General features: G+C 67.6%; 19 protein-coding genes and 1 pseudogene. 6 read left to right on the top strand and 14 right to left on the bottom strand.

What is annotated here, in order from left to right:
- Window positions 1-189: 189 nt before the first annotated feature.
- From nusB to VK92_RS35825, 8 genes and pseudogenes are all read right to left on the bottom strand, one after another.
- Complete coding sequence (nusB, locus tag VK92_RS35860; protein WP_027788132.1) at window positions 190-627, bottom strand: transcription antitermination factor NusB; 438 nt, start codon at window positions 625-627, stop codon at window positions 190-192.
- Window positions 624-1,148 (bottom strand): 6,7-dimethyl-8-ribityllumazine synthase, encoded by a 525-nt coding sequence (ribH, locus tag VK92_RS35855; protein WP_021157084.1) that lies wholly within the window; start codon window positions 1,146-1,148, stop codon window positions 624-626. Before ribH ends, nusB begins: the two co-directional genes overlap by 4 nt.
- A 53-nt stretch (window positions 1,149-1,201) precedes the next feature.
- Complete coding sequence (gene ribBA, locus VK92_RS35850) at window positions 1,202-2,344, bottom strand: bifunctional 3,4-dihydroxy-2-butanone-4-phosphate synthase/GTP cyclohydrolase II (protein WP_048024198.1); 1,143 nt, start codon at window positions 2,342-2,344, stop codon at window positions 1,202-1,204.
- 194 nt (window positions 2,345-2,538) lie between these two features.
- Complete coding sequence (locus VK92_RS35845) at window positions 2,539-3,057, bottom strand: DUF1993 domain-containing protein (protein ID WP_048024197.1); 519 nt, start codon at window positions 3,055-3,057, stop codon at window positions 2,539-2,541.
- Between the two features lie 146 nt (window positions 3,058-3,203).
- Window positions 3,204-3,449, bottom strand: a pseudogene (locus VK92_RS35840) (riboflavin synthase); the annotation flags it as partial.
- A 40-nt stretch (window positions 3,450-3,489) separates the two neighbouring features.
- Complete coding sequence (gene ribD / locus VK92_RS35835) at window positions 3,490-4,611, bottom strand: bifunctional diaminohydroxyphosphoribosylaminopyrimidine deaminase/5-amino-6-(5-phosphoribosylamino)uracil reductase RibD (protein ID WP_048024196.1); 1,122 nt, start codon at window positions 4,609-4,611, stop codon at window positions 3,490-3,492.
- 15 nt (window positions 4,612-4,626) lie between these two features.
- Complete coding sequence (hemL, locus tag VK92_RS35830) at window positions 4,627-5,910, bottom strand: glutamate-1-semialdehyde 2,1-aminomutase (RefSeq protein ID WP_048024194.1); 1,284 nt, start codon at window positions 5,908-5,910, stop codon at window positions 4,627-4,629.
- Window positions 5,911-6,101: 191 nt separating this feature from the next.
- A complete protein-coding gene (locus tag VK92_RS35825; RefSeq protein ID WP_048024193.1) occupies window positions 6,102-6,554 on the bottom strand; it encodes a hypothetical protein in 453 nt (150 codons plus the stop codon).
- A 255-nt stretch (window positions 6,555-6,809) separates the two neighbouring features.
- Between VK92_RS35825 and VK92_RS35815 the strand changes: the two genes are divergently transcribed.
- Entirely contained in the window at window positions 6,810-8,027 is a 1,218-nt protein-coding gene (locus VK92_RS35815) for a Bcr/CflA family multidrug efflux MFS transporter (protein ID WP_048024191.1), read from the top strand.
- A gap of 95 nt (window positions 8,028-8,122) precedes the next feature.
- On the opposite strand, the gene VK92_RS35810 is transcribed toward VK92_RS35815, so the two are convergent.
- The 3 genes from VK92_RS35810 to zwf all read right to left on the bottom strand — a co-directional run bounded on the left by VK92_RS35810 (window position 8,123) and on the right by zwf (window position 12,267).
- Window positions 8,123-10,051 carry a bifunctional transcriptional regulator/glucokinase gene (locus VK92_RS35810; RefSeq protein WP_048024189.1) on the bottom strand — a complete coding sequence of 643 codons (1,929 nt, stop codon included), beginning with the start codon at window positions 10,049-10,051 and terminating at the stop codon, window positions 8,123-8,125.
- Entirely contained in the window at window positions 10,029-10,709 is a 681-nt protein-coding gene (gene pgl, locus VK92_RS35805; protein ID WP_048024188.1) for a 6-phosphogluconolactonase, read from the bottom strand. Before pgl ends, VK92_RS35810 begins: the two co-directional genes overlap by 23 nt.
- An 88-nt stretch (window positions 10,710-10,797) precedes the next feature.
- On the bottom strand, window positions 10,798-12,267 hold the full coding sequence (zwf, locus tag VK92_RS35800) for a glucose-6-phosphate dehydrogenase (protein ID WP_021163442.1): 1,470 nt from the start codon (window positions 12,265-12,267) through the stop codon (window positions 10,798-10,800).
- Window positions 12,268-12,699: 432 nt separating this feature from the next.
- On the opposite strand from zwf, the gene VK92_RS35795 reads away from it, so the two are divergent.
- The 4 genes from VK92_RS35795 to VK92_RS35780 all read left to right on the top strand — a co-directional run bounded on the left by VK92_RS35795 (window position 12,700) and on the right by VK92_RS35780 (window position 17,102).
- Entirely contained in the window at window positions 12,700-13,947 is a 1,248-nt protein-coding gene (locus VK92_RS35795; RefSeq protein WP_048024186.1) for an ABC transporter substrate-binding protein, read from the top strand.
- Between the two features lie 138 nt (window positions 13,948-14,085).
- Window positions 14,086-15,024 (top strand): carbohydrate ABC transporter permease, encoded by a 939-nt coding sequence (locus VK92_RS35790; protein ID WP_042977917.1) that lies wholly within the window; start codon window positions 14,086-14,088, stop codon window positions 15,022-15,024.
- The gene (locus VK92_RS35785) at window positions 15,014-15,871 is read left to right on the top strand and encodes a carbohydrate ABC transporter permease (protein ID WP_011544828.1); all 858 of its coding nucleotides are present in this window, start codon (window positions 15,014-15,016) and stop codon (window positions 15,869-15,871) included. The genes VK92_RS35790 and VK92_RS35785 overlap by 11 nt, the downstream gene beginning before the upstream one ends.
- A gap of 112 nt (window positions 15,872-15,983) precedes the next feature.
- Complete coding sequence (locus tag VK92_RS35780) at window positions 15,984-17,102, top strand: ABC transporter ATP-binding protein (protein ID WP_021163438.1); 1,119 nt, start codon at window positions 15,984-15,986, stop codon at window positions 17,100-17,102.
- A gap of 90 nt (window positions 17,103-17,192) precedes the next feature.
- Here the strand turns inward: VK92_RS35780 and VK92_RS35775 are convergent, their stop codons facing one another.
- From VK92_RS35775 to trxB, 3 genes are all read right to left on the bottom strand, one after another.
- Entirely contained in the window at window positions 17,193-17,816 is a 624-nt protein-coding gene (locus VK92_RS35775; RefSeq protein WP_011351253.1) for a trimeric intracellular cation channel family protein, read from the bottom strand.
- Complete coding sequence (locus VK92_RS35770; RefSeq protein ID WP_027788120.1) at window positions 17,803-18,582, bottom strand: Smr/MutS family protein; 780 nt, start codon at window positions 18,580-18,582, stop codon at window positions 17,803-17,805. The genes VK92_RS35775 and VK92_RS35770 overlap by 14 nt, the downstream gene beginning before the upstream one ends.
- A gap of 136 nt (window positions 18,583-18,718) precedes the next feature.
- A complete protein-coding gene (trxB, locus tag VK92_RS35765) occupies window positions 18,719-19,681 on the bottom strand; it encodes a thioredoxin-disulfide reductase (protein WP_021163435.1) in 963 nt (320 codons plus the stop codon).
- A gap of 412 nt (window positions 19,682-20,093) precedes the next feature.
- On the opposite strand from trxB, the gene VK92_RS35760 reads away from it, so the two are divergent.
- A complete protein-coding gene (locus tag VK92_RS35760) occupies window positions 20,094-22,403 on the top strand; it encodes a DNA translocase FtsK (protein ID WP_021163434.1) in 2,310 nt (769 codons plus the stop codon).
- Window positions 22,404-22,442 lie beyond the last annotated feature (39 nt).

The following is a 22,442-nucleotide window of genomic DNA, read 5'->3' as shown; positions in this document are numbered from 1 at the left end:
CATCGCGCCCGGAGGACTCGAGACGCTGTGCCTCCTTCATCAGTTCCATCACGTAGAAGGGCTGGATCGCGTCGACGCGTGCGGCGAGCTTGACGAGCGAATCGGTGGCGGTATTCATCGGGCGGGCAGGGGAGGGGCGTGACGAAAGAAAAAACGGGCGCATGCGCGCCCGTTCCGGACCAAACGGTATCAGCCGTTGCGGCGCGCCTGCGTTTCGGCGGGGCGCAGCTTCGCGGCGAGCTTGTCGAGCACGCCGTTTACGTACTTGTAGCCGTCGGAGCCGCCGAACGTCTTCGCGAGTTCGACGGCTTCGTTGATGATCACGCGGTACGGCGTTTCGACGTGGTGCGTGAGCTCGAACGTCGCGATGAGCAGCACGGCGCGTTCGACCGGCGACAACTGGTCGATCGGTCGGTCGAGCGACGGCGTCAGCGCTTCGACGAGCGTGGTGTGCTCGCGGATCACGCCGTGCAGGATCGCGTCGAGCAGCTCCTTGTCAGCCTTGTCGTAACCGAGCGCGCCGCGCAGTTGCGCGTCGATCTCGCCGGAGGACGCGTTCGACAGCAGCCACTGGTACAGCCCCTGCGTCGCCAGCTCGCGCGATTGTCGGCGGGCGCTCTTCTTCATGCGCGCTCCTCTTCGTCGTCTTCGTCTTCGTCTTCCTCTTCGTCCTCGTCGTCATCGCCGAGCTGGTCGAGCGCCATCGTCAGGTTGGCCATCTCGACGGCGACGCGTGCGGCATCACGACCCTTTTCGGTCATGCGCGCGACGGCCTGCTCGTCGTTTTCGGTCGTCAGGACCGCGTTGGCGATCGGCAGGTTGAAGTCGAGGCCGATGCGGGTGATGCCCGCGCCGCTCTCGTTCGACACGAGTTCGAAGTGGTAGGTCTCGCCGCGAATCACCGCGCCGAGCGCGATCAGCGCGTCGAACTGGCCGCTTTCCGCGAGCTTCTGCAGCGCGAGCGGGATTTCCAGCGCGCCGGGCACCGACACGAGCAGCACGTCTTCACCGGTGACGCCGAGGCGTTCCAGTTCCTCGACGCACGCGTCGGCGAGGCCGTTGCACACCGGCTCGTTGAAGCGCGATTGCACGATGCCGATCCGCAGGCCGTCGCCTTCGAGATTTGGTTGGTATTGTCCGATTTCCATGATCTTGTCCGTGGTGTGGATGAACGGTTATAGGGCGAAAGCGCCGTGGCGGGTTACGCGTTGGACGCCGGGCAGGACTTGGCTTCGCCGCCGGGCATCGGAATGAAGCCCGTGACTTCCAGGCCGTAGCCGGACATGCTGCCCAGCTTGCGCGGATTCGACAGCACCTGCATCTTGCCGACGCCGACATCGCGCAGGATCTGCGCGCCGATGCCGAACGTCTTGAAATCGACCGGCCGGCGCTTCAGCACAGCGGCCTTTTCTTCCTCGTCGAACGCCTTGAAGACGTCGATCAGGTGTTCCTTCGTGTCGCCGCAGTTGAGCAGCACGATCACGCCGAGGTCGCGCTCCGCGATCTCGCGCATCGCGGCGTCGAGCGTCCACGAGTGCGTCGACACGCCCGTTTCGAGCAGGTCGAGCACCGACAGCGGCTCGTGCACGCGCACCGGCGTATCGGCGTCGGGCGCGGGCGTGCCGCGCACCAGCGCGATGTGCGGCGAGCCGCTCGGCTGGTCGCGGTACAGCACCGCGCGGAACGTGCCGTGCGCGGTCTGCATCGTACGCTCGGCGATCCGCTCGATGATCGATTCGGTGCGGCTGCGGTACTGGATCAGGTCGGCGATCGTGCCGATCTTCAGGTTGTGCTCCTGCGCGAATTCGATCAGGTCGGGCAGGCGCGCCATCGTGCCGTCGTCCTTGATGATCTCGCAGATCACCGCGGCCGGCGTGAGGCCGGCGAGCGCGGTGAAGTCGCAACCGGCCTCGGTATGGCCCGCGCGCACGAGCACGCCGCCCGGCTGCGCCATGATCGGGAACACGTGGCCCGGCTGCACGATGTGCTCGGGGCGCACGTCGTGCGCGACCGCCGTGGCGATCGTGTGCGCACGGTCGGCGGCCGAGATGCCGGTCGTCACGCCTTCGGCCGCTTCGATGCTGACCGTGAACGCGGTGCCGTACTGCGTGCCGTTGCGGTAGGTCATCAGCGGCAGGTGCAGCTGCTTGCAGCGTTCCTGCGTCAACGTCAGGCAAACCAGGCCGCGGCCGTACTTGGCCATGAAGTTGATCGCTTCCGGTGTGACGAATTCGGCGGCGATCACGAGGTCGCCCTCGTTTTCGCGGTCTTCTTCGTCGACCAGGATCACCATCCGGCCGGCTTTCAGCTCGGCGATGATGTCGAGCGTGGAGGCGAGCGTCATAAGGGGGCGAGAAAGAGGAAAGTGCGTATTTTACGCCAGCCGGACGGCGTTTCGGCTGGCAGGGGCCGCGCGCCGCCGGCAAGCGCTCCGGAAAGCGCCGCGGCCGACCTGAGCGGCAGGCCCGGCCGGCCCGCCGCGCGATGCTTGCACGCGCGGTGCGGACGGTGGCGGGCCGGGCCTTGCCCGGCCGCGCGTCAGGCTTGCTGGTCGCGCCCGCCCAGGTAGTCGAGCTTGCCGAGCTCGACGCCGCTGTGGCGCAGGATGTCGTACGCGGTCGTCACGTGGAAGAAGAAATTGGGCAGCACGAAATTCAGCAGGTACGACTCGCCGGTGAACTCGATCGGGCCGACGCGCATCTTCAGCACGATCTGGCGCGTCTCGCTGCCGTCGATCTGCGCGGCGTCGAAGCTTTTCAGGTAGTCGATCGTCTTCTGGATGCGTGCGTGCAGTTCGTCGAAGGTCTGCTCGACGTCCGGATAGCTCGGGATCTCGGCGCCGGCGAGGCGCGCGGCGCAGCCCTTGGCCGTGTCGGTCGCAATATAGACCTGGCGGACGAGCGGCAGCATGTCCGGATACAGGCGGGCGCCGACGAACACCGACGGATCGATCTGCTTTTCGGCCGCATGCGCCTGCGCCTTGCCGAGAATGTGCTGAAGATTGGTCAGGCCGCGGATCAGCACGGGCAGCGAAGCCTGGTACATCGAGATGGACATGGGGACGACTCCTTGAGGAAGAGGGCGGCCGCTACGCGGCGCGTCGTGCATTGCGGTATCGAAACCGCTGTCGACGCATCTTAGCGCGACCGCATGACCCGTGCGCGTCGTTGGCCGTTCGGCCGATGGCGCCGGCGGGCGGGCCGGTGCGTGCGCGGCGCCTTCTCGAGGTTCACTTCGCCGGGGTGGGCGAGGCCGACCGTACGGTTCAGGCTTTCGCGCGACACGTCGACGTCGAACGCGGTGTCGCTCCTGTCGATCACCGTCATGCACGCGCCCTGGATCGCAATGCTGTCGCCCAGCGCGACATCGGCGAGGTCGAGGCCGCCGGCCGGCACGGTCAGGCGCACGCCGGCGTCGGCCGACGCGCCGAGCGGCCGGATCGATTCGATGCGGCCGCGACAATTCCGGTGAACATCGCGACGATCCCGTTCAGTGCGCGGCGTCCGTCGGCGTGAAGCGCGCGAGGATCCGCAGATCGTCGCCGACCCGCTCGACCCCGTGGAACGACAGCCGCGTGCGCGCATCGAGGCTCGCCGGCGCGGCGAAGTCGAACATGCCGGCCGCATCGGCGCCCAGCAGGCTCGGTGCGAGATAGATGAGCAACTCGTCGACGCACTGCTCGCGCAGCAGCGAGCCGTTCAGCTTGTGGCCGGCCTCGACGTGCAGCTCGTTGACGCCGCGTGCGCCGAGCGCCGCCAGCATCGCGGGCAGGTCGACCTTGCCGTGCGCATTCGCGAGCGGCACGATTTCCGCGCCGCGCGCGTTCAGCACCTTCGCCCGCACTTCGCCGGCGGCGTCGAGCCGGCCGCAGAAGATCAGCAGCGGGGCGCCTTCGAGCAGTCGCGCGTCGAGCGGCAGGTCGAGGCGACTGTCGACCAGGATGCGCTGCGGCTGGCGCGGCGTGTCGATCCCGCGCACGGTCAGCAGCGGGTTGTCCTCGCGCACGGTGCCGATGCCGGTCAGGATCGCGCAGGCGCGCGCGCGCCACGCGTGCCCGTCGAGGCGCGCGGCCTCGCCGGTGATCCACTGGCTTTCGCCGGACGGCAGCGCGGTGCGGCCGTCGAGCGACGCGGCGGTCTTCATCCGCACCCACGGGCGGCCGCGTGTCATCCGCGACACGAAGCCGATGTTCAATTCGCCCGCTTCATGCGCGAGCAGCCCGCAGCGTACGTCGATGCCCGCATCGCGCAGCATCCCGAGGCCGCGCCCCGATACCTGCGGGTTCGGGTCTTCCATCGCGGCGACGACCTTCGCGACGCGCGCGTCGATCAGCGCGTTCGCGCACGGCGGCGTGCGGCCGAAATGGCTGCACGGTTCGAGCGTGACGTAGACGGTCGAGCCCGCGACGTCGTGGCCGCGTGCGCGCGCGTCCTTCAGTGCCTGGACCTCCGCGTGATCCTGGCCGGCCGGTTGCGTGAAGCCTTCGCCGATCACGTCGCCGTCCTTGACGATCACGCAGCCGACACGCGGGTTCGGTGCCGTCGTATACATGCCGCGCGCGGCGAGCGCGAGCGCACGCTGCATGTGGGCGAAATCGATATCCGAGAACATGCGCGCGGCCCCGGGTCAGGCAGCGAGTGCCGCGAAGGCGCGGCGCGCGGCCGCGAGCGTCGCGTCGATCACCGCGTCGTCGTGCGTGCTCGACACGAAGCCGGCCTCGTACGCGGACGGCGCGAAATACACGCCTTCGTCGAGCATCAGGTGGAAGAAGCGGTTGAAGCGCTCGGTGTCGCTCTTCGTGACTTCGGCGAAGCTGGTCGGCACGCGTTCGGCGAAATAGAGGCCGAACATCGCGCCGATCGAGTCGGCCGCGAACGGCACGCCGGCCGCACGCGCTTCGGCCGCGAGGCCGTCGGCGAGACGCTTCGTCTGCGCGGTGAGCGCGTCGTAGAAGCCCGGCGCCTGGATCAGCTGCAGCGTCTTCAGCCCTGCGGCGACCGCGATCGGGTTGCCCGACAGCGTGCCGGCCTGGTAGACGCCGCCGAGCGGCGCGAGGTGGGCCATGATGTCGCGGCGGCCGCCGAACGCGGCAGCCGGCATCCCGCCGCCGATCACCTTGCCGAGGCAGGTGAGGTCGGCCGCGATGCCGTAGTACGCCTGCGCGCCGCCGAGCGCGACGCGGAACCCGCACATCACCTCGTCGAAGATCAGCACGGCGCCGTGCTTCGTGCACAGTGCGCGCAGCGCGTTGAGGAATTCCGGCGTGCCGCGCACGAGGTTCATGTTGCCCGCGACCGGCTCGACGATCACGGCGGCGATCTCGTCGCCGAACGCGCCGAACGCTTCCTCGAGCGCGGCGACGTTGTTGTATTCGAGGACGGTCGTGTGCTTCGCGATGTCGGCGGGCACGCCGGCCGACGTCGGGTTGCCGAACGTCAGCAGGCCCGAGCCGGCCTTCACGAGCAGGCTGTCCGCGTGGCCGTGGTAGCAGCCCTCGAACTTGACGATCCGGCTGCGGCCCGTGAAGCCGCGCGCGAGGCGCAGCGCGCTCATCGTGGCCTCGGTGCCGCTCGACACCATCCGCACCTGCTCGATCGACGGCACGAGCTTGCAGATTTCCTCGGCGATCTCGATCTCGGCTTCGGTCGGCGCGCCGAACGAGAAGCCGTCGGCGAGCACGTTCTGCACGGCCGACAGCACTTCCGGATGGACGTGGCCGACGATCATCGGGCCCCACGAGCCGATGTAGTCGATGTACTGCTTGCCGTCGGCATCCCAGAAATACGGGCCTTGCGCGCGCGCGACGAAGCGCGGCGTGCCGCCGACCGAACGGAATGCGCGCACCGGCGAGTTGACGCCGCCGGGAATGGTCTTCTGGGCGCGTTCGAAGAGGATCTGATTGTTGGACATGAGCGAAACCTGCGAGAGAAGGGCGCGGGGGCATGTGCACGGGCCGCGGCGCCTGGGCGGAACGATCGTCCGATTGTACCGGAGACGCGCGCGGCGGGCCCGCGGCGCGGTCCGCGGCCTTTCGGCGCGTGCGGGGTTGCGCGCGCCGGGGCCGGAAAGGAGGGGCAGATGCGGCGCGGCGGCCGCTTCGGTTATCGCGGCGGTTTGCGCTTGCCGGTCAGCTCGGCCCAGCGCTTCTCGAGCGGGCCTTCGACCATCGGCTTGATCACGGTGCCGGAGCTTTGCGCATCCCAGGTCTGTACCGAGTACGGATGCACGCGCAGCGCGTCGCGCGGGATCACGACGTCCTGGTGCGCGTCGACCAGCCAGTCGTAGACGAAGTCGATGCACAGCCGGTAGCCGCGCTTCGTCGCCGGATCGGGTACCTCGTACGGCGCGCGCGTCACGTAGCCGGAGCCGAACACGCCCTTGGGCTCCTTCGCGACGCGGTGCAGGAACACGCGGTCGCCCGGCAGGATGCCGCGCGCGAAGCCGCAGCCCCACACGTCATGCACGGCCTCGCCGGCCTTCACGCGCGCGGCGACGTCGGGCAGTTCGGGCCACGGCCATTTCTTGGGGCTCCAGATCAACAGGAAAGCGGTCATCGGTTCGGTCGTGCGTCGAATTGAATGGGTCAGACAATAGGGGAGTGAGGCGCTGCAAGCTTAATCGAATCCCTGCTCGCGATCCCGCGCGGCGGGCACCGTGCCGGTGTATTTCCGCCGGTCGCGCGCCGGGCCGGCGGCACGAAAAAAAGTTGCGCGTACAATCATGGGCCCGAGCGCGTCGTTCGCGGCGCGGTCTCCCGTCTTCACCACCACGCGCGCCCCGATGCGCGCGGCGCTCCATTCCGGATACCCATGTCTCACGTCGTCCGGCGCCGGCCCGATGCCCGGCTGATCCTGTTGCTCGGCGCGCTCGCCGCCTGCGGGCCGATCGCTACCGACATGTACCTGCCGAGCCTGCCGTCGATCGCCGACGGCTTCTCCGTCAGCCCCGGCGCCGCGCAGCGCACGCTGACGAGCTTCATGGCCGGCTTTTCGGTCGGCATGCTGCTGTACGGCCCGCTGTCCGACACGTGGGGCCGCCGTCCCGTGCTGCTCGGCGGCATCGCGCTATTTACGCTCGCGAGCATCGGCTGCTTCGTATCGAACTCGATCGACATGCTGATCCTCGTGCGCTTCCTGCAGGCGCTCGGCGCCGGCGCGGCGTCGGTGCTGTCGCGTGCGATCGCGCGCGACGCGCACGAGCCGACCGACGCGGCGAAGGTGCTGTCGATGGTCGCGATCGTCACCGCGGTCGGGCCGCTGCTCGCGCCGCTGATCGGCGGGCAGATCCTGCGTTTCTCGGGCTGGCGCGGCGTGTTCGTCGTCCTGGCCGTGTTCGGCGCGGTGTGCGCGGCGACCGCGTACCTGCGCGTACCCGAAACCTGGCCGAAGGAGCGGCGCAAGAGCGCGGCCGTGCTCGCGTCGTTCGCGTCGTACGGGCGCATCCTGTCCGATCCCGTCGCATGGGGGCACATGCTGTGCGGCGGGATGGCGTTCGCGTCGATGTTCTCGTACATCACCGCGACGCCGTTCGTGTACATCGAGTATTTCCACGTGTCGCCGCAGCACTATGGGCTGCTGTTCGGCCTGAACGTGGTCGGCATCATGATCGGCAACTTCACGAACACGCGGCTGGTCGGCCGCGTCGGTTCGCTGCGCATCATCGCGGCCGCGTCGCTCGTGAGCTGCATCGCGTCGCTCGCGGTCGCGTTCGTCGCGCTGACGGGGTGGGGCGGGCTGTGGTCGATCGTCGTGTGCCTGTTCTTCGTCGTCGGCGTGGTCGGGATCCTGTCCGCGAACTGCACGACCGACCTGATGCACCGCTATCCGCACAACGCGGGCGCGTCGGCGGCGGTGTTCGGCGCGATGCAGCTTGCGCTCGGCGCGCTGGCGAGCGTCGCGATCGGCGCACTCGCGGACGGCACGCCGTTCGCGATGGGCGTGACGATCGGCGTGTCGGGCGTGCTGTGTTTCGCCGGACGCTACCTCGTGCTGCGCTGGCACGGCCGGCCGGTGAAAGCGGGCGCCTGACAAGGCAGCCGCGCCGCACAAAAAAAACGCCACCGGCGCATCGCGCGGTGGCGTTTTTCTTTGGGACGCGGGAAGCGGCTGACGCCGCGCGCGCATCAGTCCCGCGCGACGTCCTTCGCCGCCGGCGACGCGCCGTGGCTCAGCCAGTCGAGCACGTCGGCTGTCTCGTCGTCGCTCGCGCGCGCCTTCGCCTGGGCGACGGCCTCCGGCACCTCGCCGTTCGTCGACGCGCGACGGATCGCGACGCCGACCGCGAGGATGTCGATCATCAGCAGATGCAGGATCCGCGAGATCATCGACAGCTGCGATTCGCGCATCTCGATGTGGTCGGTTTCGAGCGCGACGGTCGCGCGCTTCGCGAGCGGCGTGTTGCTCGACGTGATCGCGATCACCTTCGCGCCGGCCTGCATCGCGACGTCGAGCACGCGCAGCAGCTCGGGCGCGCGTCCCGACTTCGACACCGCGACGATCACGTCGCCCTTGCCGAGCAGCGCGGCCGATGCGGCCTGCATGTACAGGTCGCCGTACGCGATCGTCGGGATTCCGAAGCGGAAGAACTTGTAGTGCGCGTCCTGCGCGACGATGTTCGAGTTGCCGAGCCCGTAGAACTCGATGCGCCGCGCGCCGTTCAGGATCTCGATCGCGTTCTCGACGTGCTCGAAGTTCAGGTGCTCGCGCAGCTGCAGGATCGCCGACACCGTGTTGTCGAGCACCTTCGCGCCGAAGTCGGTGGCCGTGTCGCCGAGATGCACCTGGCTGTGGCTCATCGGGATCGTGCCGGTGAGGCCGGTGGCGAGCTTCAGCTTGAAGTCCGACAAGCCCTGGCAGCCGAGCGAGCGGCAGAAGCGGATCACCGTCGGCTGGCTCACGTCGGCCTTGCGCGCGATGTCGACGATCGGATCGTTGATGATCGAGCGCGGATGGTTCAGCGCGAGATCGGCGACGCGGCGCTCGGCCGGCGTCAGCGCGTCGCGCATCTGGCGGATCCGTTCGAACACGGCCGACGACGCACCGCCCGAGCGGTTCGACAGCTGCTCCGCGAGGATCGCGGATACGCCGAGGAACGCCGGGTATTCGGCGGTGATCAGGTAGGTCGGGATGTTCTCGAGGTAGTGCGTGAAGCGGCCCTTCGCCTCGAAGCGCGCGCGGAACGACGAGCGCGTAAACAGCTCGCCGAGCTTCAGCGCGACGCCGCCGCCGATGTACACGCCGCCGAGCGCGCCGAGCGTCAGCGCGACGCTGCCCGCGAACGCGCCGAGAATCCCGCAGAAACATTCGACCGTCTCGAGCGCGAGCGCGTCGCCCGCATGCGCGCGCTCGACGATCTCGACCGTGTCGACGGTCGCGGCGACGCGCTTCTTGTCGCGCGCGGCGAGCGCGCGATAGATGATCTCCATGCCGGGGCCGGCGCACACGCGCTCGAACGATACGTGCGGAAACTTCTTGCGCGCATACTGCAGCACCAGATCCTCGCGCTCGTCCTGCGGCGCGAACGACGCGTGGCCGCCCTCGCTGCCGAGCGCGATCCAGCGGTCGTCGGCCGGAATCAGCCCCGACACGCCGAGCCCGGTGCCGGGCCCGAGCAGCCCGATCACGCTGTTCTGGCGGCGCGTGCCGCCGCCGACCTGCACGCGCTGCGCGTCGGTCAGGCCCGGCAGCGCCATCGCGAGCGCGGTGAAATCGTTGACGACGAGCAGCGTGTCGAAGCCGAGCGCGCGGCGCGTCGCCTCGATCGAGAAACTCCAGTCGTGGTTGGTCATCGTGACCTGGTCGCCGTCGACCGGGTTCGCGATCGCGATCGCCGCATGGTTCACGCGGTTGATCTTCACGTCCTTCAGATACTTGCGGATCCCGTCGGTGATCGTCGGATAGTCGGCGCCGGGATAGACGCGGATCTGCGTGATCTCGCCCGGGCCGGTTTCCAGCGCGAAACGCGCGTTGGTGCCGCCGACGTCCGCGAGCAGGCGCGGGCCGTCGGCATGCTGGCCCGCGACAACGGCCTTACTTTGCGCACCAGTAGACATCGAGCTGGGTCCCCTTGTCGTTGGCCAGTTGGGAAATCGCGTTCTTCTGCAGCGATGCGGCTGCGGCGTCGAGCACCGCGCGCTTGCGTTCGCCCGCGATCAGCAGGAACAGCCGGTCGACGCGCTTCAGCGCATCGAGCGAATAGCTCACGCGTGCATGGGGCGCGGCGCCCGGATGCACGGCGACGAAGCGTTCGCGCGTCGTGATCGCGTGGTTCCATTCGGGCGCGTCGGCGAAGATCGACGCGGTGTGGCCGTCCTCGCCCATGCCGAGCACCGCGACGGTCGGCACGCGGTAGTCGGCGTTCGCGTTCAGCGCGGCGACGTGCGCATCGAGCGTGCTGCGCGTGTCGACGAGCGGCAGGAAGCGGGCAGGGGCCGCTGCGTGTTGCAGCAGCGTGTCGCGCACGAGTTGCGCGTTGCTGGCCGCGTCGTCGTCCGGCACCCAGCGGTCGTCGACCAGCGTGACGTCGACGCCGGCCCAGTCGAGCGCCGCGTGCGACAGCGTGTGCAGGAACGGGCGCGGGCTCGTGCCGCCGGACACCGCGAGCGTCGGGCGCGCGGGGCCGGCGAGCGCGGCGCGCAGCGCATCGCCGACGGCGCGCGCGAGCGCTTCGCTTTGCGCTTCCTGGGTGTCGAAAGCGTGGATCTCGATCACATCTCCTCCGGACTGCTTTGTCTGTTCAAATCGTACGAATCGTGATGCACGTTGCCGCGTACGGTGGCGTACGCGGCAACGGTTTGTATCAGTTTTCTTCTTCGAGCCAGCAGGTGTCGTGCTGCGCGAGCATCGCGCTCGACGCGGCCGGCCCCCATGTACCCGCCGCATACGGCTTCGGCGGTTTCAGCGTGCGTGCCCATTCGTTCAGGATCGGCTCGACCCACTGCCAGGCGGCTTCCTGTTCGTCGCGACGCACGAACAGCGCGAGCCGGCCGTTGATCACGTCGAGCAGCAGGCGCTGGTACGCCTCCATCTGCCCTTCCTTGAAGAACTGGTCGAACGCGAGGTCGAGGTGCACGCTCGCGAGGTTCATCCCTTCGCCCGGCTGCTTGGCGAGGCAGTACAGGCGAATCGTCTCGTTCGGCTGCAGCCGGATCACGAGACGGTTCGCACCGGGACGCAACGCGGTGGGCCCGAGCGCCGAGTGCGGCACCGGGCGGAAGTTGACGACGATCTCCGCGACGCGATCGGCCAGCCGCTTGCCGGTGCGCAGGAAGAACGGCACGCCGGCCCAGCGCCAGTTCTCGATCTCGACCTTCAGCGCGACGAAGGTTTCGGTCTGGCTGTCGGGCTTCACGCCTGGCTCGGTCGCGTAGGCCGGCACCTGCGCGCCCTTGATCACGCCTGCATGATACTGGCCGCGCACGGCTACCTTGCCGATGTCGCGCGGATCGATCGGCTTCAGCGCGCGCAGCACGCGCAGCTTCTCGTCGCGCACCGAGTCGGAATCCATCGAGTGCGGCGGCTCCATCGCGACGATCGACAGCAACTGCAGCAGGTGGTTCTGCACCATGTCGCGCAGCGCGCCCGTATTGTCGTAGAAATCGCCGCGTGCCTCGACGCCGAGTTCCTCGGCGATCGTGATCTGGATGCTCTCGACCCATTCGCGGCGCCACAGCGGCTCGAACAGCGCATTGCCGAAGCGCAGCGCGAGCAGGTTCTGCACGGGTTCCTTGCCGAGGTAGTGGTCGATCCGGTAGATCTGGCCTTCCGCGAAGATCTCGCCGACCGCGTCGTTGATCGCATTCGACGACTTCAGGTCGTAGCCGAGCGGCTTCTCGAGCACGATGCGCGAGCCTTCGTTCAGGCCGACCGACGCGAGCGCCTTGCAGATCGGCACGAACAGCGACGGGCCCGTCGCGAGATAGAACACGCGGATGCCGGGCAGCGATGCGATCGCGTCGCGCAGCACGACGTAGTCTTCCGCACGGCCGAGGTCGAGCTTTACATACTCGATGCGATCGAGGAAGGACTTCCACGCGGTTTCGTCGAGCGCCTTGCCGGCGGCTTTCTCCGCGTGCGGCTTCACGTGCGTGTCGACCCACTCGAGATAACCCGCACGATCCGATTCGTGACGCGCCACAGCGACGATCCGGCCGCTCTCCGCCAGCATGTTCGCACGGTGCGCTTCGAACAGCGCGGGCAGGATCTTGCGCATCGACAGATCGCCGGTGCCGCCGAAAAGTACGAAGGTAAAGCTGGAATCGGTATGCATGTGTCTCCGCCGTGTTGGGGGTGCTGGGAAGCGATCCGTAGTGCGATAAAAATATTTTTGACACTGAATTGTAGTTTAACTACAATCCGCCGCAAGGGGTAGCACCTGGGTGAAGAAAAAAAGAAGTGCGGTCGATGAACTGCGCGAGCTTCGCCTTCGGGAACGCCTTGTGCCGAATGTTATCGGACATTGACGGCGCGCATCGTCCGCGCGCCGTTAGCCCCGGGCTCGCGCCGCAGCATCGCGGCGGGCCAGAAACACAAAGAGGAGACACGCCGTTGAATCTCGATTCACGCTTTCTGTAAGAGCCCGGCCGGTCATCGGCCCCGTACGCTGCATGCGTCCCGCGGCTCGATTTCCCCGTCGTTTATCAAGAAGCCGGTTTCCGGTCAGGGAACCTCACGAGTTGATTCAGTCTGGAGGAGATAAGTAATGAAAGTTCGCTCGATCATGGGCGCGCTCTGCGCGGCAGGTCTGATGGCTGGCGCCGTGGCGGCGCAGGCAGCCGAGAATGTAACGGTGCTGCACTGGTGGACCTCGGGTGGCGAGTCGAAGGCCGTCGGCGTGCTGAAGGACGACCTGCAGAAGCAGGGCTACGTGTGGAAGGACTTCGCGGTCGCGGGCGGCGCGGGCGCAGCGGCGATGACCGCGCTGAAGACCAAGGTGATCAGCGGCGACGCACCGTCGGCCGCGCAGATCAAGGGCCCGCTGATCCAGGACTGGGCCGACCAGGGCGTGCTCGTCAACGTCGATTCCGCTGCCGGCGACTGGAAGCAGAACCTGCCGCCGGAAATCGACAAGATCATCAAGTACAAGGGCCACACCGTCGCAGCGCCGTTCTCGGTGCACCGCGTGAACTGGCTGTACATCAACAAGGCCGCGCTCGACAAGGTCGGCGCGAAGGTGCCGACCACCTGGCCCGAATTCTTCGCGGTGGCCGACAAGCTGAAGGCCGCGGGTATCCAGCCGGTCGCGATGGGCGGCCAGCCGTGGCAGGACCTGACGCTGTGGGAAGACGTCGTGCTGTCGCAGGGCCCGGCGTTCTACAAGAAGGCGCTGGTCGACCTCGACCAGGCGACGCTGACGTCGCCGCAGATGCTGTCCGTGTTCGACACGGTGCGCAAGATCCAGGGTTACTTCGATACCGGTCGTAACGGCCGCGACTGGAACCTCGCGACCGCGATGGTCATCAACGGCAAGGCCGGCATGCAGTTCATGGGCGACTGGGCGAAGGGCGAGTTCGAGAACGCCGGCAAGAAGGCGGGCAAGGACTACGTCTGCGCGCCGGTGCCGGGCACCGCGAATTCGTACACGTTCAACGTCGACTCGTTCGTGTTCTTCCAGCAGAAGGGCGAGAAGAACGCGACGCCGGGCCAGCTCGCGCTCGCGAAGACGATCATGACGCCGGACTTCCAGGAACAGTTCAGCCTGCTGAAGGGCTCGGTGCCCGTGCGTCTCGGCGTGAAGATGGACAAGTTCGACGATTGCGCGAAGAAGTCGTACGCCGACGAGCAGACCGCGATCAAGTCGGGCGGCTTCGTGCCGTCGCTCGCACACGGCATGGCGCAAAGCGACGCGACCGCCGGCGCGATCACCGACGTCGTGACGAAGTTCATGAACTCGCAGCAGGATTCGAAGAGTGCGGTCGCCGCGCTCGCGAAGGCCGCGAAGGTCAAGTAACGCGCGCCAGGCGCCCGGCCGGAAACGCTTCATCGGCCGGGCGTTTTTGCATGTGCAGCAAACGGGCTCGCCCGCGGGCCCGTGTCGTACCCGGCGCCGGCCCGGCCTGCGTCGCCCTCGTTCCAGGAGTCGAATCAAGTGGCTGCCCCTCTTAGCGGAAACGGATCCGGCGCTGCCGCCGCACGGCGTACGTCGCCGATGTCGGCCTTCGCCGATCGCTGGATCCCGAAGCTCGTGCTCGCGCCGAGCGTCGCGATCGCCGTGGTGTTCATCTACGGCTTCATCCTGATTACCGGCTATCTGTCGCTGACCCGCTCGCGGCTGTTGCCCAACTACGAATTCGACGGCTTCGGCCGTTACACGGACCTGTTCCAGAACGACGTGTGGTGGACCTCCGCCGCGAACCTCGGCTGGTTCGGGATTCCGTTCATCGCGATCTGCGTGGGGCTCGGCCTGTTCCTCGCGATCCTGCTCGACCAGCGGATCCGCAACGAAGGCGCGCTGCGCGCGATCTTCCTGTACCCGATGGCGTTGTCGTTCATCGTGACCGGCACCGCATGGCAGTGGATCCTGAACCCGGGCCTCGGCCTCGAGAAGGTGATGCACGACTGGGGCTGGACGAGCTTCTCGTTCGGCTGGCTCGACGATCCGGACAAGGCGATCTTCTGCGTGGTGATCGCGGCCGTGTGGCAGTCGACCGGCTTCGTGATGGCGCTGTTCCTCGCGGGGCTGCGCGGCGTCGACGCCGAGATCTTCAAGGCCGCGCAGGTGGACGGCGCGACGCTGCCGACCATCTACCGCAAGATCGTGATCCCGAGCATGCGCCCGGTGTTCTTCTCGGTGCTGCTGATCCTCTGCCACATCACGATCAAGACCTTCGACCTCGTCGTCGCGCTGACGGCGGGCGGGCCGGGCACGTCGTCGTCGCTGCCGGCCATGTTCATGTACACGTTTTCGTTCAACCGCGGCCAGCTCGGGCTCGGCGCGGCATCCTCGGTGATGATGCTCGCGACCGTGGTCGCGGTGCTGGTGCCGCTGATGTATATGGAATCGAGGAGCACCCGCAATGCAGCCTAAGATGACGATCAGCCGGGCAGTGATCTACGCGGCACTGATCCTGTTCGCGCTGTATTTCCTGTTCCCGATCTACGTGATGCTGTCGACGTCGTTCAAGGATCTCGACCAGCTGCGCACCGGCAACCTGCTGACGCCGCCCACCACGTGGACCGTCGACCCGTGGGTGAAGGCGTGGAGCGGCGCCTGTACCGGCGTGCGCTGCGACGGCATGAAGCCGTTCTTCCTGAACTCGCTGCAGATGGTGATCCCGGCCGTGCTGATCTCGTCGCTGATCGGCGCGTTCAACGGCTACGTGCTCACGCACTGGCGCTTTCGCGGCGCCGACGCGCTGTTCACGATGATGCTGGTCGGCTGCTTCATCCCGTTCCAGGTGATCCTGCTGCCGATGGCGCGCCTGCAGGGGATGCTGGGCCTCGCGAACACGATTCCGGGCCTCGTGTTCGTGCACGTCGTGTACGGGATCGCGTTCACGACGATGTTCTTCCGCAACTTCTACGTGAGCGTGCCGGCCGAACTCGTGAAGGCCGCGCGCATCGACGGCGCCGGCTTCTTCACGATCTTCACGAAGATCCTGCTGCCGGTGTCGCTGCCGATCTTCATGGTGTGCCTGATCTGGCAGTTCACGCAGATCTGGAACGACTTCCTGTTCGGGATCGTGTTCTCCGGCGTCGATTCGATGCCGATCACGGTTGCGCTGAACAACCTCGTCAACACGTCGACGGGCGTGAAGGAGTACAACGTCGACATGGCCGGCGCGATCATCGCCGCGCTGCCGACGCTGCTCGTCTACATCGTCGCCGGCCGCTATTTCGTGCGCGGGCTGACGGCGGGCGCGGTGAAGGGGTAAGCGCGGCTTCATCCGATACGACGAACCGGCCGCGCCTCGCGCGCGGCGCATCGAAACGAACCCGACGCGGTGCCGGAGTGCGCCGCGCGAGACGAGACAGAGGATTCACAGCATGGCAAGCCTTTCCATCCGTGACGTGTACAAGACCTACCCGAACGGGGTGCCGGTCCTGAAGGGTGTCGACATCGAGATCGAGGACGGACAGTTCCTGATCCTGGTCGGCGGTTCGGGCTGCGGGAAATCGACGCTGCTCAACATGATCGCCGGGCTCGAGACGGTCACGAGCGGCGAGATCTGCATCGACGGCAAGGTCGTCAACGACCTGTCGCCGAAGGATCGCGACATCGCGATGGTGTTCCAGTCGTACGCGCTGTACCCGTCGATGACGGTGCGCGAGAACATCTCGTTCGGCCTGAACATCCGCAAGGTGCCGAAGAGCGAACAGCAGCAGATCGTCGACCGCGTGTCGCAGATGCTGCAGATCCAGCACCTGCTCGACCGCAAGCCGGGCCAGCTGTCCGGCGGCCAGCGCCAGCGTGTCGCGATGGGCCGCGCGCTCGCGCGCGATCCGTCGCTGTTCCTGTTCGACGAGCCGCTGTCGAACCTCGACGCGAAGCTGCGTATCGAGATGCGCGCGGAAATCAAGCTGCTGCACCAGCGCCTCGGCACGACGATCGTCTACGTGACGCACGACCAGATCGAGGCGATGACGCTCGGCGACCGGATCGCGGTGATGAAGGACGGCGTGGTCCAGCAGTTCGGCGCGCCGCAGGAGATCTACGATTCGCCGTCGAATCTGTTCGTCGCGGGCTTCATCGGCGCGCCGCCGATGAACTTCATCAACGGCAAGCTGGTCGAGCAGGGCAGCGGGATCGCGCTCGAGATCGATACGGGCCTCGCGCGTAGCGCGCTGAACCTGCCGTTCGACGCGAAGCGGATGAACGGCCACGTCGGCCGCGAGGTGATCCTCGGGCTGCGTCCGGAGCGCATCACCGATGCGCGCAACGCGCACCACGGCGAGGCGTCGAAGCTGCAGCCGATCGACGTGCGCGTCGACGTGACCGAGCCGACCGGGCCGGACACGCACGTGTTCGCACAGGTGAACGGCAAGCGGATCGTGAGCCGCGTGCATCCGGCCGCGAACCCGCAGCCGGGGCAGACGCAGTCGCTGCTGTTCGACGTGTCGAAGGCCGTGCTGTTCGATCCGGCTTCGGAAGAGCGGATCGCGTGACGCAGCGTTCGCGCTGAATGAAGAAGGGGGCCGTCTCGACGTGAGCGGCCCCTTTTGTTTCTGGCGATGCGTCCGGCGTTGCGGCGGCGCTCAGTGCGGCAGCCGCACGTCGAACTTGAAGGTCGCGAGCCGAGCGACGAGGATGAATCCGGTCGCGAGCAGCACGCTGTACACGGAATCGAACTGCAGCCACACGAGCAGCAGGTAGAACCAGCAGCCGACGAACGCGCAGGTCGCGTACGGCCTCGAATCGCGCAGGATCAGCGGGATGTCGTTGCACAGCACGTCGCGGATGATCCCGCCGACCACGCCGGTAATCACGCCCATCATCACCGCGATGAAGCGCGGCATCTCGGCATCGAGCGCGATCGCCGTGCCCGAGATGCTGAAGATCCCGAGCCCGATCGCATCGGCGACGAGCAGCAGCCGCTCGGCCGACAGCCGCGACAGCATGCGCAGCACGAACGGCGCGAACAGCGCGAGCACGAAGATCGCGATCACGTAGTCGTCGTGCACGACCCAGTAGAACGGTCGGCGCTCGAGCAGGATGTCGCGCAGCGTGCCGCCGCCGAACGCGGTGGCGAGCGCGACGACGAACGTGCCGACCGAATCGAGACGGTTCTTGCGCGCCTCGATGAAGCCCGAGATCGCAAAGGCCAGCGTGGCGATCGCCTCCAGTATCGCGATCGCGAGCGTCAGCCTAGGATGCGGCACGCGGCCCCCGGTCGGCGGGTGCCGCGAACGGCTGCAGCAGGACCAGCACCGCGCCCGCGCCGCCGTCGTGGCCGCGCGCCTCGCAGAACGCGATCACTTCCTCCTTCTGCACGAGCCACGCGCGCACCTTGCCCTTCAGCACGGGTTCCTTGCCGATCGAGCCGAGCCCCTTGCCGTGGATCACGCGCAGGCAGCGCAGCCCTTTCTTGCCGGCTTCGCGGATGAACTCGGCGAGCGCGTCGCGCGCCTCGTCGCGCCGCATCCCGTGCAGGTCGATCTGCGCCTGCACGATCCACGCGCCGCTCCTCAGCTTGCGCACGACGTCGCGGCTGATGCCGGGGCGGTGGTAATACAGCGAGTCGTCGCTGTCGAGCAGCGTCTCGGGATCGAATTCGTCGGACAGCGTCGCGTTCAGCACGGCTTCCTCGTCGCGCTGCGTCTGCTTCGGCACCGGGTCGGGCGGCGTGCGGCCGGCGGCCGCGCGCGGCGGGGCATTGAGCGGCTGGATCGCGCCGATCTCGTTGCGGAACAGGTTCGCGTCGGCTTCCGCCTTGCGCTCGGCCTTGGCCGTTTCGACGCGTTGGCGTTCGCGGCGATCGGCTTCGCCTTGCAGCGACTTGCGCAACGCGCCGAGGCCCGCGAGCCCCTGGCCGCGCAATGCGGCGGGATCGGGCGCGGGCGCCGGCGCGACGGGCGCGGGGTTCGCGGGACGGGCGGCGATCTGCCGCTTCGCGGGATCGCTCGGATGGGGCTGGTTCTTCGCCATGATTCGGTACGCAGGGCAGGCGCGTTCGGGCGCGCGGGCAAAAAAAAGCCGCTGCACGGCGGCAGCGGCTTTCCGGTCGAGCCCGCTTCGCGGCAGCGGACGCCATTGTAGCGCCCGGCGCGAGCGGTCTCGCGGCTTACTTCTTGTCGTGCAGGCTTTCGAGGTAGCGCTGCGCGTCGAGCGCGGCCATGCAGCCCGTGCCCGCGCTGGTGATTGCCTGGCGGTACACGTTGTCCTGCACGTCGCCGGCGGCGAACACGCCCGGCACGCTCGTCGACGTCGCGTTGCCGTGCAGGCCGCTCTTCGTCAGGATGTAGCCGTCCTTCATCTCGAGCTGGCCCTGGAACAGGTCGGTGTTCGGCTTGTGGCCGATCGCGACGAACACGCCCTGCACGCTGAGGTCTTCCGTCGCACCGGTCTTCACGTTCTTGATGCGCAGGCCCGTGACGCCCGAATCCTCGCCCGTCACTTCGTCGAGCACGTGATCCCACTTGATCACGACGGCGCCTTCCTTTTCCTTTTCCAGCAGGCGGTCGATCAGGATCGGCTCCGCGCGGAACTTGTCGCGGCGATGGATCACCGTGACCTTCTTCGCGATGCCCGTCAGGTAGAGCGCTTCCTCGACGGCCGTGTTGCCGCCGCCGATCACCGCGACTTCCTGGCCGCGATAGAAGAAGCCGTCGCAGGTCGCGCAGGCCGACACGCCCTTGCCCATGAAGTGTTCTTCGGACGGCAGGCCGAGATACTGCGCGGACGCGCCGGTCGCGATGATCAGCGAGTCGCACGTGTATTCGCCCGAGTCGCCGATCAGGCGGATCGGCTGCTCGTGCAGCTTCGCGGTGTGGATGTGGTCGAACACGATTTCGGTGTTGAAGCGCTCGGCGTGCTCGAGGAAGCGCGCCATCAGCTCCGGACCCTGCACGCCTTTCGCGTCGGCCGGCCAGTTTTCGACGTCGGTCGTGGTCATCAGCTGGCCGCCCTGCGCGATGCCGGTGATCAGCACCGGGGACAGGTTGGCACGTGCCGCGTAGACGGCAGCCGTGTAGCCGGCGGGGCCGGAACCGAGAATCAGGACTTTGGCGTGTTTGGGCGTGGACATGTGCGAATCCGTAAAAGTCGGCTGCGGCGGGCGGGGTAGGGCTCGCCGTACGATCCGGGTTGACCGGGATGCCGTCATAGATGGGTATCAGACGCGCATTATAAAGGCCCCGTTGCTGCGTTGCCGAACGAGAGTTTCAATCGCGGCGATAGTGTCTCGCGGCGCAACGGTCGCGCATGTGGGGCTGGCGGGGCGTGGCACCCGCCCGGGGCGGCGCGGCTGCGGGCGGGCGGCCGGACCGCGCACCGGAGTGAAAGGCAGAAAGGGCCGCCGCGGAGAGCATGCGCCGCGCCGGCCGTACCCCGGCCCCGTTATGTAACCGTCATTTACACTTGGCGGCCCGGTGCAGCGCTTACAATATGCGGGATCGAACGACAGGCGGGCGCGCAGCCCGTCCTCTTTATACGGATTCATGGCAAAAGCTCCTTATTCCGCCCAGGCACAGGCGTTGCCGCACCGGATGTCGAAGCTCCTCACGGAGATCCGCTGGATTCTCCAGGTCGCGCTCTGCGCATTTCTGGTGATGGCCCTGCTGAGCTACAGCCGGCGCGATCCGAGCTGGACGCACGCCGCCCAGGTGGACCACATCTCGAACTGGGCCGGCCGCGTCGGCGCCTGGACAGCCGACATCATCCTGCTGCTGTTCGGCCTGTCGGCCTACTGGCTGATCGTGCCGCTCGCGCGGCGCATCGCCGTCAACTACCGCCGCATCACGCGTCACGAGGCGGTCGTGGACGAACCCGAGCGGCCGATCGGCTGGCTCACCGAAATCTTCGCGTTCGTGCTCGTCGTGCTGGCGTGCGACGGCATCGAGGCGCTGCGCATGTGGTCGCTGAAGGTGCAGTTGCCGCGCGCGCCGGGCGGCGTGATCGGCGAGGCCGTGGCGGGCGCAATGTCGCACGCGTTCGGCTTCACCGGCGGCACGCTGCTGCTGCTGATCCTGCTCGCGATCGGCCTGTCGCTGTATTTCCGCTTCTCGTGGCTGTCGGTCGCCGAGCGCGTCGGCGGTGCGATCCTGTCCGCCGTCAATGTCGCGAAGCTGCGCCGCGAGGCCGAGCGCGACCGCAAGCTCGGCGAGGCCGCGGCCGTGCGCCGCGAAGGCAAGGTCGAAGAGGAACGCGTGCGCATCGAGGATCACGAGCCCGTGACGATCGTGCCGCCGGTCGTCACGCCGGCGAAGTCCGAGCGCGTCGAGCGCGAGCGCCAGGTGCCGCTCTTCACCGACCTGCCGGGCGATTCGACGCTGCCGCCGGTGTCGCTGCTCGACCCCGCGCCGAAGGCGCAGGAGGCGATTTCGGCCGATACCCTCGAATTCACGTCGCGCCTGATCGAGAAGAAGCTGAAGGATTTCGGCGTCGAGGCGAGCGTCGTGGCCGCGTATCCGGGCCCGGTCGTCACGCGCTACGAGATCGAGCCGGCCACCGGCGTGAAGGGCAGCCAGATCGTCAATCTCGCGAAGGATCTCGCGCGCTCGCTGTCGCTCGTGTCGATCCGCGTCGTCGAGACGATTCCCGGCAAGAACTACATGGCGCTCGAACTGCCGAACCAGCGCCGCCAGACGGTGCACCTGTCCGAAATCATCGGTTCCGAAGTGTACGCGGCCGCATCGTCGGCGCTCACGCTCAGCCTCGGCAAGGACATCGGCGGCAAGCCGGTGTGCGCGGATCTCGCGAAGATGCCGCACCTGCTGGTCGCCGGTACGACTGGCTCGGGCAAGTCGGTCGGGATCAACGCGATGATCCTGTCGCTGCTGTATAAAGCGACCGCCGAGCAGGTGCGCCTGATCCTGATCGATCCGAAGATGCTCGAAATGAGCGTCTACGAAGGCATTCCGCACCTGCTGTGCCCGGTCGTCACCGACATGCGCCAGGCCGGCCACGCGCTGAACTGGACGGTCGCGGAGATGGAGCGCCGCTACAAGCTGATGAGCAAGCTCGGCGTGCGCAACCTCGCGGGCTACAACAACAAGATCGACGAGGCCGCGAAGCGCGAGGAGAAACTGCCGAACCCGTTCAGCCTGACGCCGGAAGATCCCGAGCCGCTCGGCCGCCTGCCGAACATCGTCGTGGTGATCGACGAGCTGGCCGACCTGATGATGGTCGTCGGCAAGAAGGTCGAGGAACTGATTGCACGGATCGCGCAGAAGGCACGCGCGGCCGGCATCCACCTGATCCTCGCGACGCAGCGTCCGTCGGTCGACGTGATCACGGGCCTCATCAAGGCGAACGTGCCGACCCGGATCGCATTCCAGGTGTCGTCGAAGATCGACTCGCGCACGATTCTCGACCAGATGGGCGCCGAATCGCTGCTCGGGATGGGCGACATGCTGTACCTGCCGCCGGGCAGCGGGCTGCCGGTGCGCGTGCACGGCGCGTTCGTCGCCGACGACGAAGTGCACCGCGTCGTCGAGAAGCTCAAGGAGCAGGGCGAGCCGAACTATGTCGAAGGGCTGCTCGAGGGCGGCACCGCCGACGGCGACGAGGGCTCGGCCGGCGCGGGAACCGGCGAAGGCGGCGGCGAGTCTGATCCGCTGTACGACCAGGCGGTCGAGATCGTCATCAAGAACCGCCGCGCGTCGATCTCGCTCGTGCAGCGGCACCTGCGGATCGGCTATAACCGCGCGGCGCGGCTGCTCGAGCAGATGGAGCAGTCGGGGCTCGTGTCGGCGATGTCGTCGAGCGGCAACCGCGAAATTCTTGTGCCGGCGCGCGACGCGGAATGAGTCCGCGGCGTTCGCGGCGCCGGCCACCCAGGGAGAAAA

Source organism: Burkholderia sp. LK4, from assembly GCF_001043615.1.
GTDB classification, from domain to species: domain Bacteria; phylum Pseudomonadota; class Gammaproteobacteria; order Burkholderiales; family Burkholderiaceae; genus Burkholderia; species Burkholderia cepacia.
This window is presented reverse-complemented; position numbering and strand designations above follow the sequence as displayed.

Coding starts and splice junctions, on each gene's coding strand:
- nusB (WP_027788132.1), bottom strand. CDS start 627: ATGAAGAAGAGCGCCCGCCGACAATCGCGCGAGCTGGCGACGCAGGGG.
- ribH (WP_021157084.1), bottom strand. CDS start 1,148: ATGGAAATCGGACAATACCAACCAAATCTCGAAGGCGACGGCCTGCGG.
- ribBA (WP_048024198.1), bottom strand. CDS start 2,344: ATGACGCTCGCCTCCACGCTCGACATCATCGCCGAGCTGAAAGCCGGC.
- VK92_RS35845 (WP_048024197.1), bottom strand. CDS start 3,057: ATGTCCATCTCGATGTACCAGGCTTCGCTGCCCGTGCTGATCCGCGGC.
- ribD (WP_048024196.1), bottom strand. CDS start 4,611: ATGTTCTCGGATATCGATTTCGCCCACATGCAGCGTGCGCTCGCGCTC.
- hemL (WP_048024194.1), bottom strand. CDS start 5,910: ATGTCCAACAATCAGATCCTCTTCGAACGCGCCCAGAAGACCATTCCC.
- VK92_RS35825 (WP_048024193.1), bottom strand. CDS start 6,554: ATGACCGCTTTCCTGTTGATCTGGAGCCCCAAGAAATGGCCGTGGCCC.
- VK92_RS35815 (WP_048024191.1), top strand. CDS start 6,810: ATGTCTCACGTCGTCCGGCGCCGGCCCGATGCCCGGCTGATCCTGTTG.
- VK92_RS35810 (WP_048024189.1), bottom strand. CDS start 10,051: ATGTCTACTGGTGCGCAAAGTAAGGCCGTTGTCGCGGGCCAGCATGCC.
- zwf (WP_021163442.1), bottom strand. CDS start 12,267: ATGCATACCGATTCCAGCTTTACCTTCGTACTTTTCGGCGGCACCGGC.
- VK92_RS35795 (WP_048024186.1), top strand. CDS start 12,700: ATGAAAGTTCGCTCGATCATGGGCGCGCTCTGCGCGGCAGGTCTGATG.
- VK92_RS35785 (WP_011544828.1), top strand. CDS start 15,014: ATGCAGCCTAAGATGACGATCAGCCGGGCAGTGATCTACGCGGCACTG.
- VK92_RS35780 (WP_021163438.1), top strand. CDS start 15,984: ATGGCAAGCCTTTCCATCCGTGACGTGTACAAGACCTACCCGAACGGG.
- VK92_RS35770 (WP_027788120.1), bottom strand. CDS start 18,582: ATGGCGAAGAACCAGCCCCATCCGAGCGATCCCGCGAAGCGGCAGATC.
- trxB (WP_021163435.1), bottom strand. CDS start 19,681: ATGTCCACGCCCAAACACGCCAAAGTCCTGATTCTCGGTTCCGGCCCC.
- VK92_RS35760 (WP_021163434.1), top strand. CDS start 20,094: ATGGCAAAAGCTCCTTATTCCGCCCAGGCACAGGCGTTGCCGCACCGG.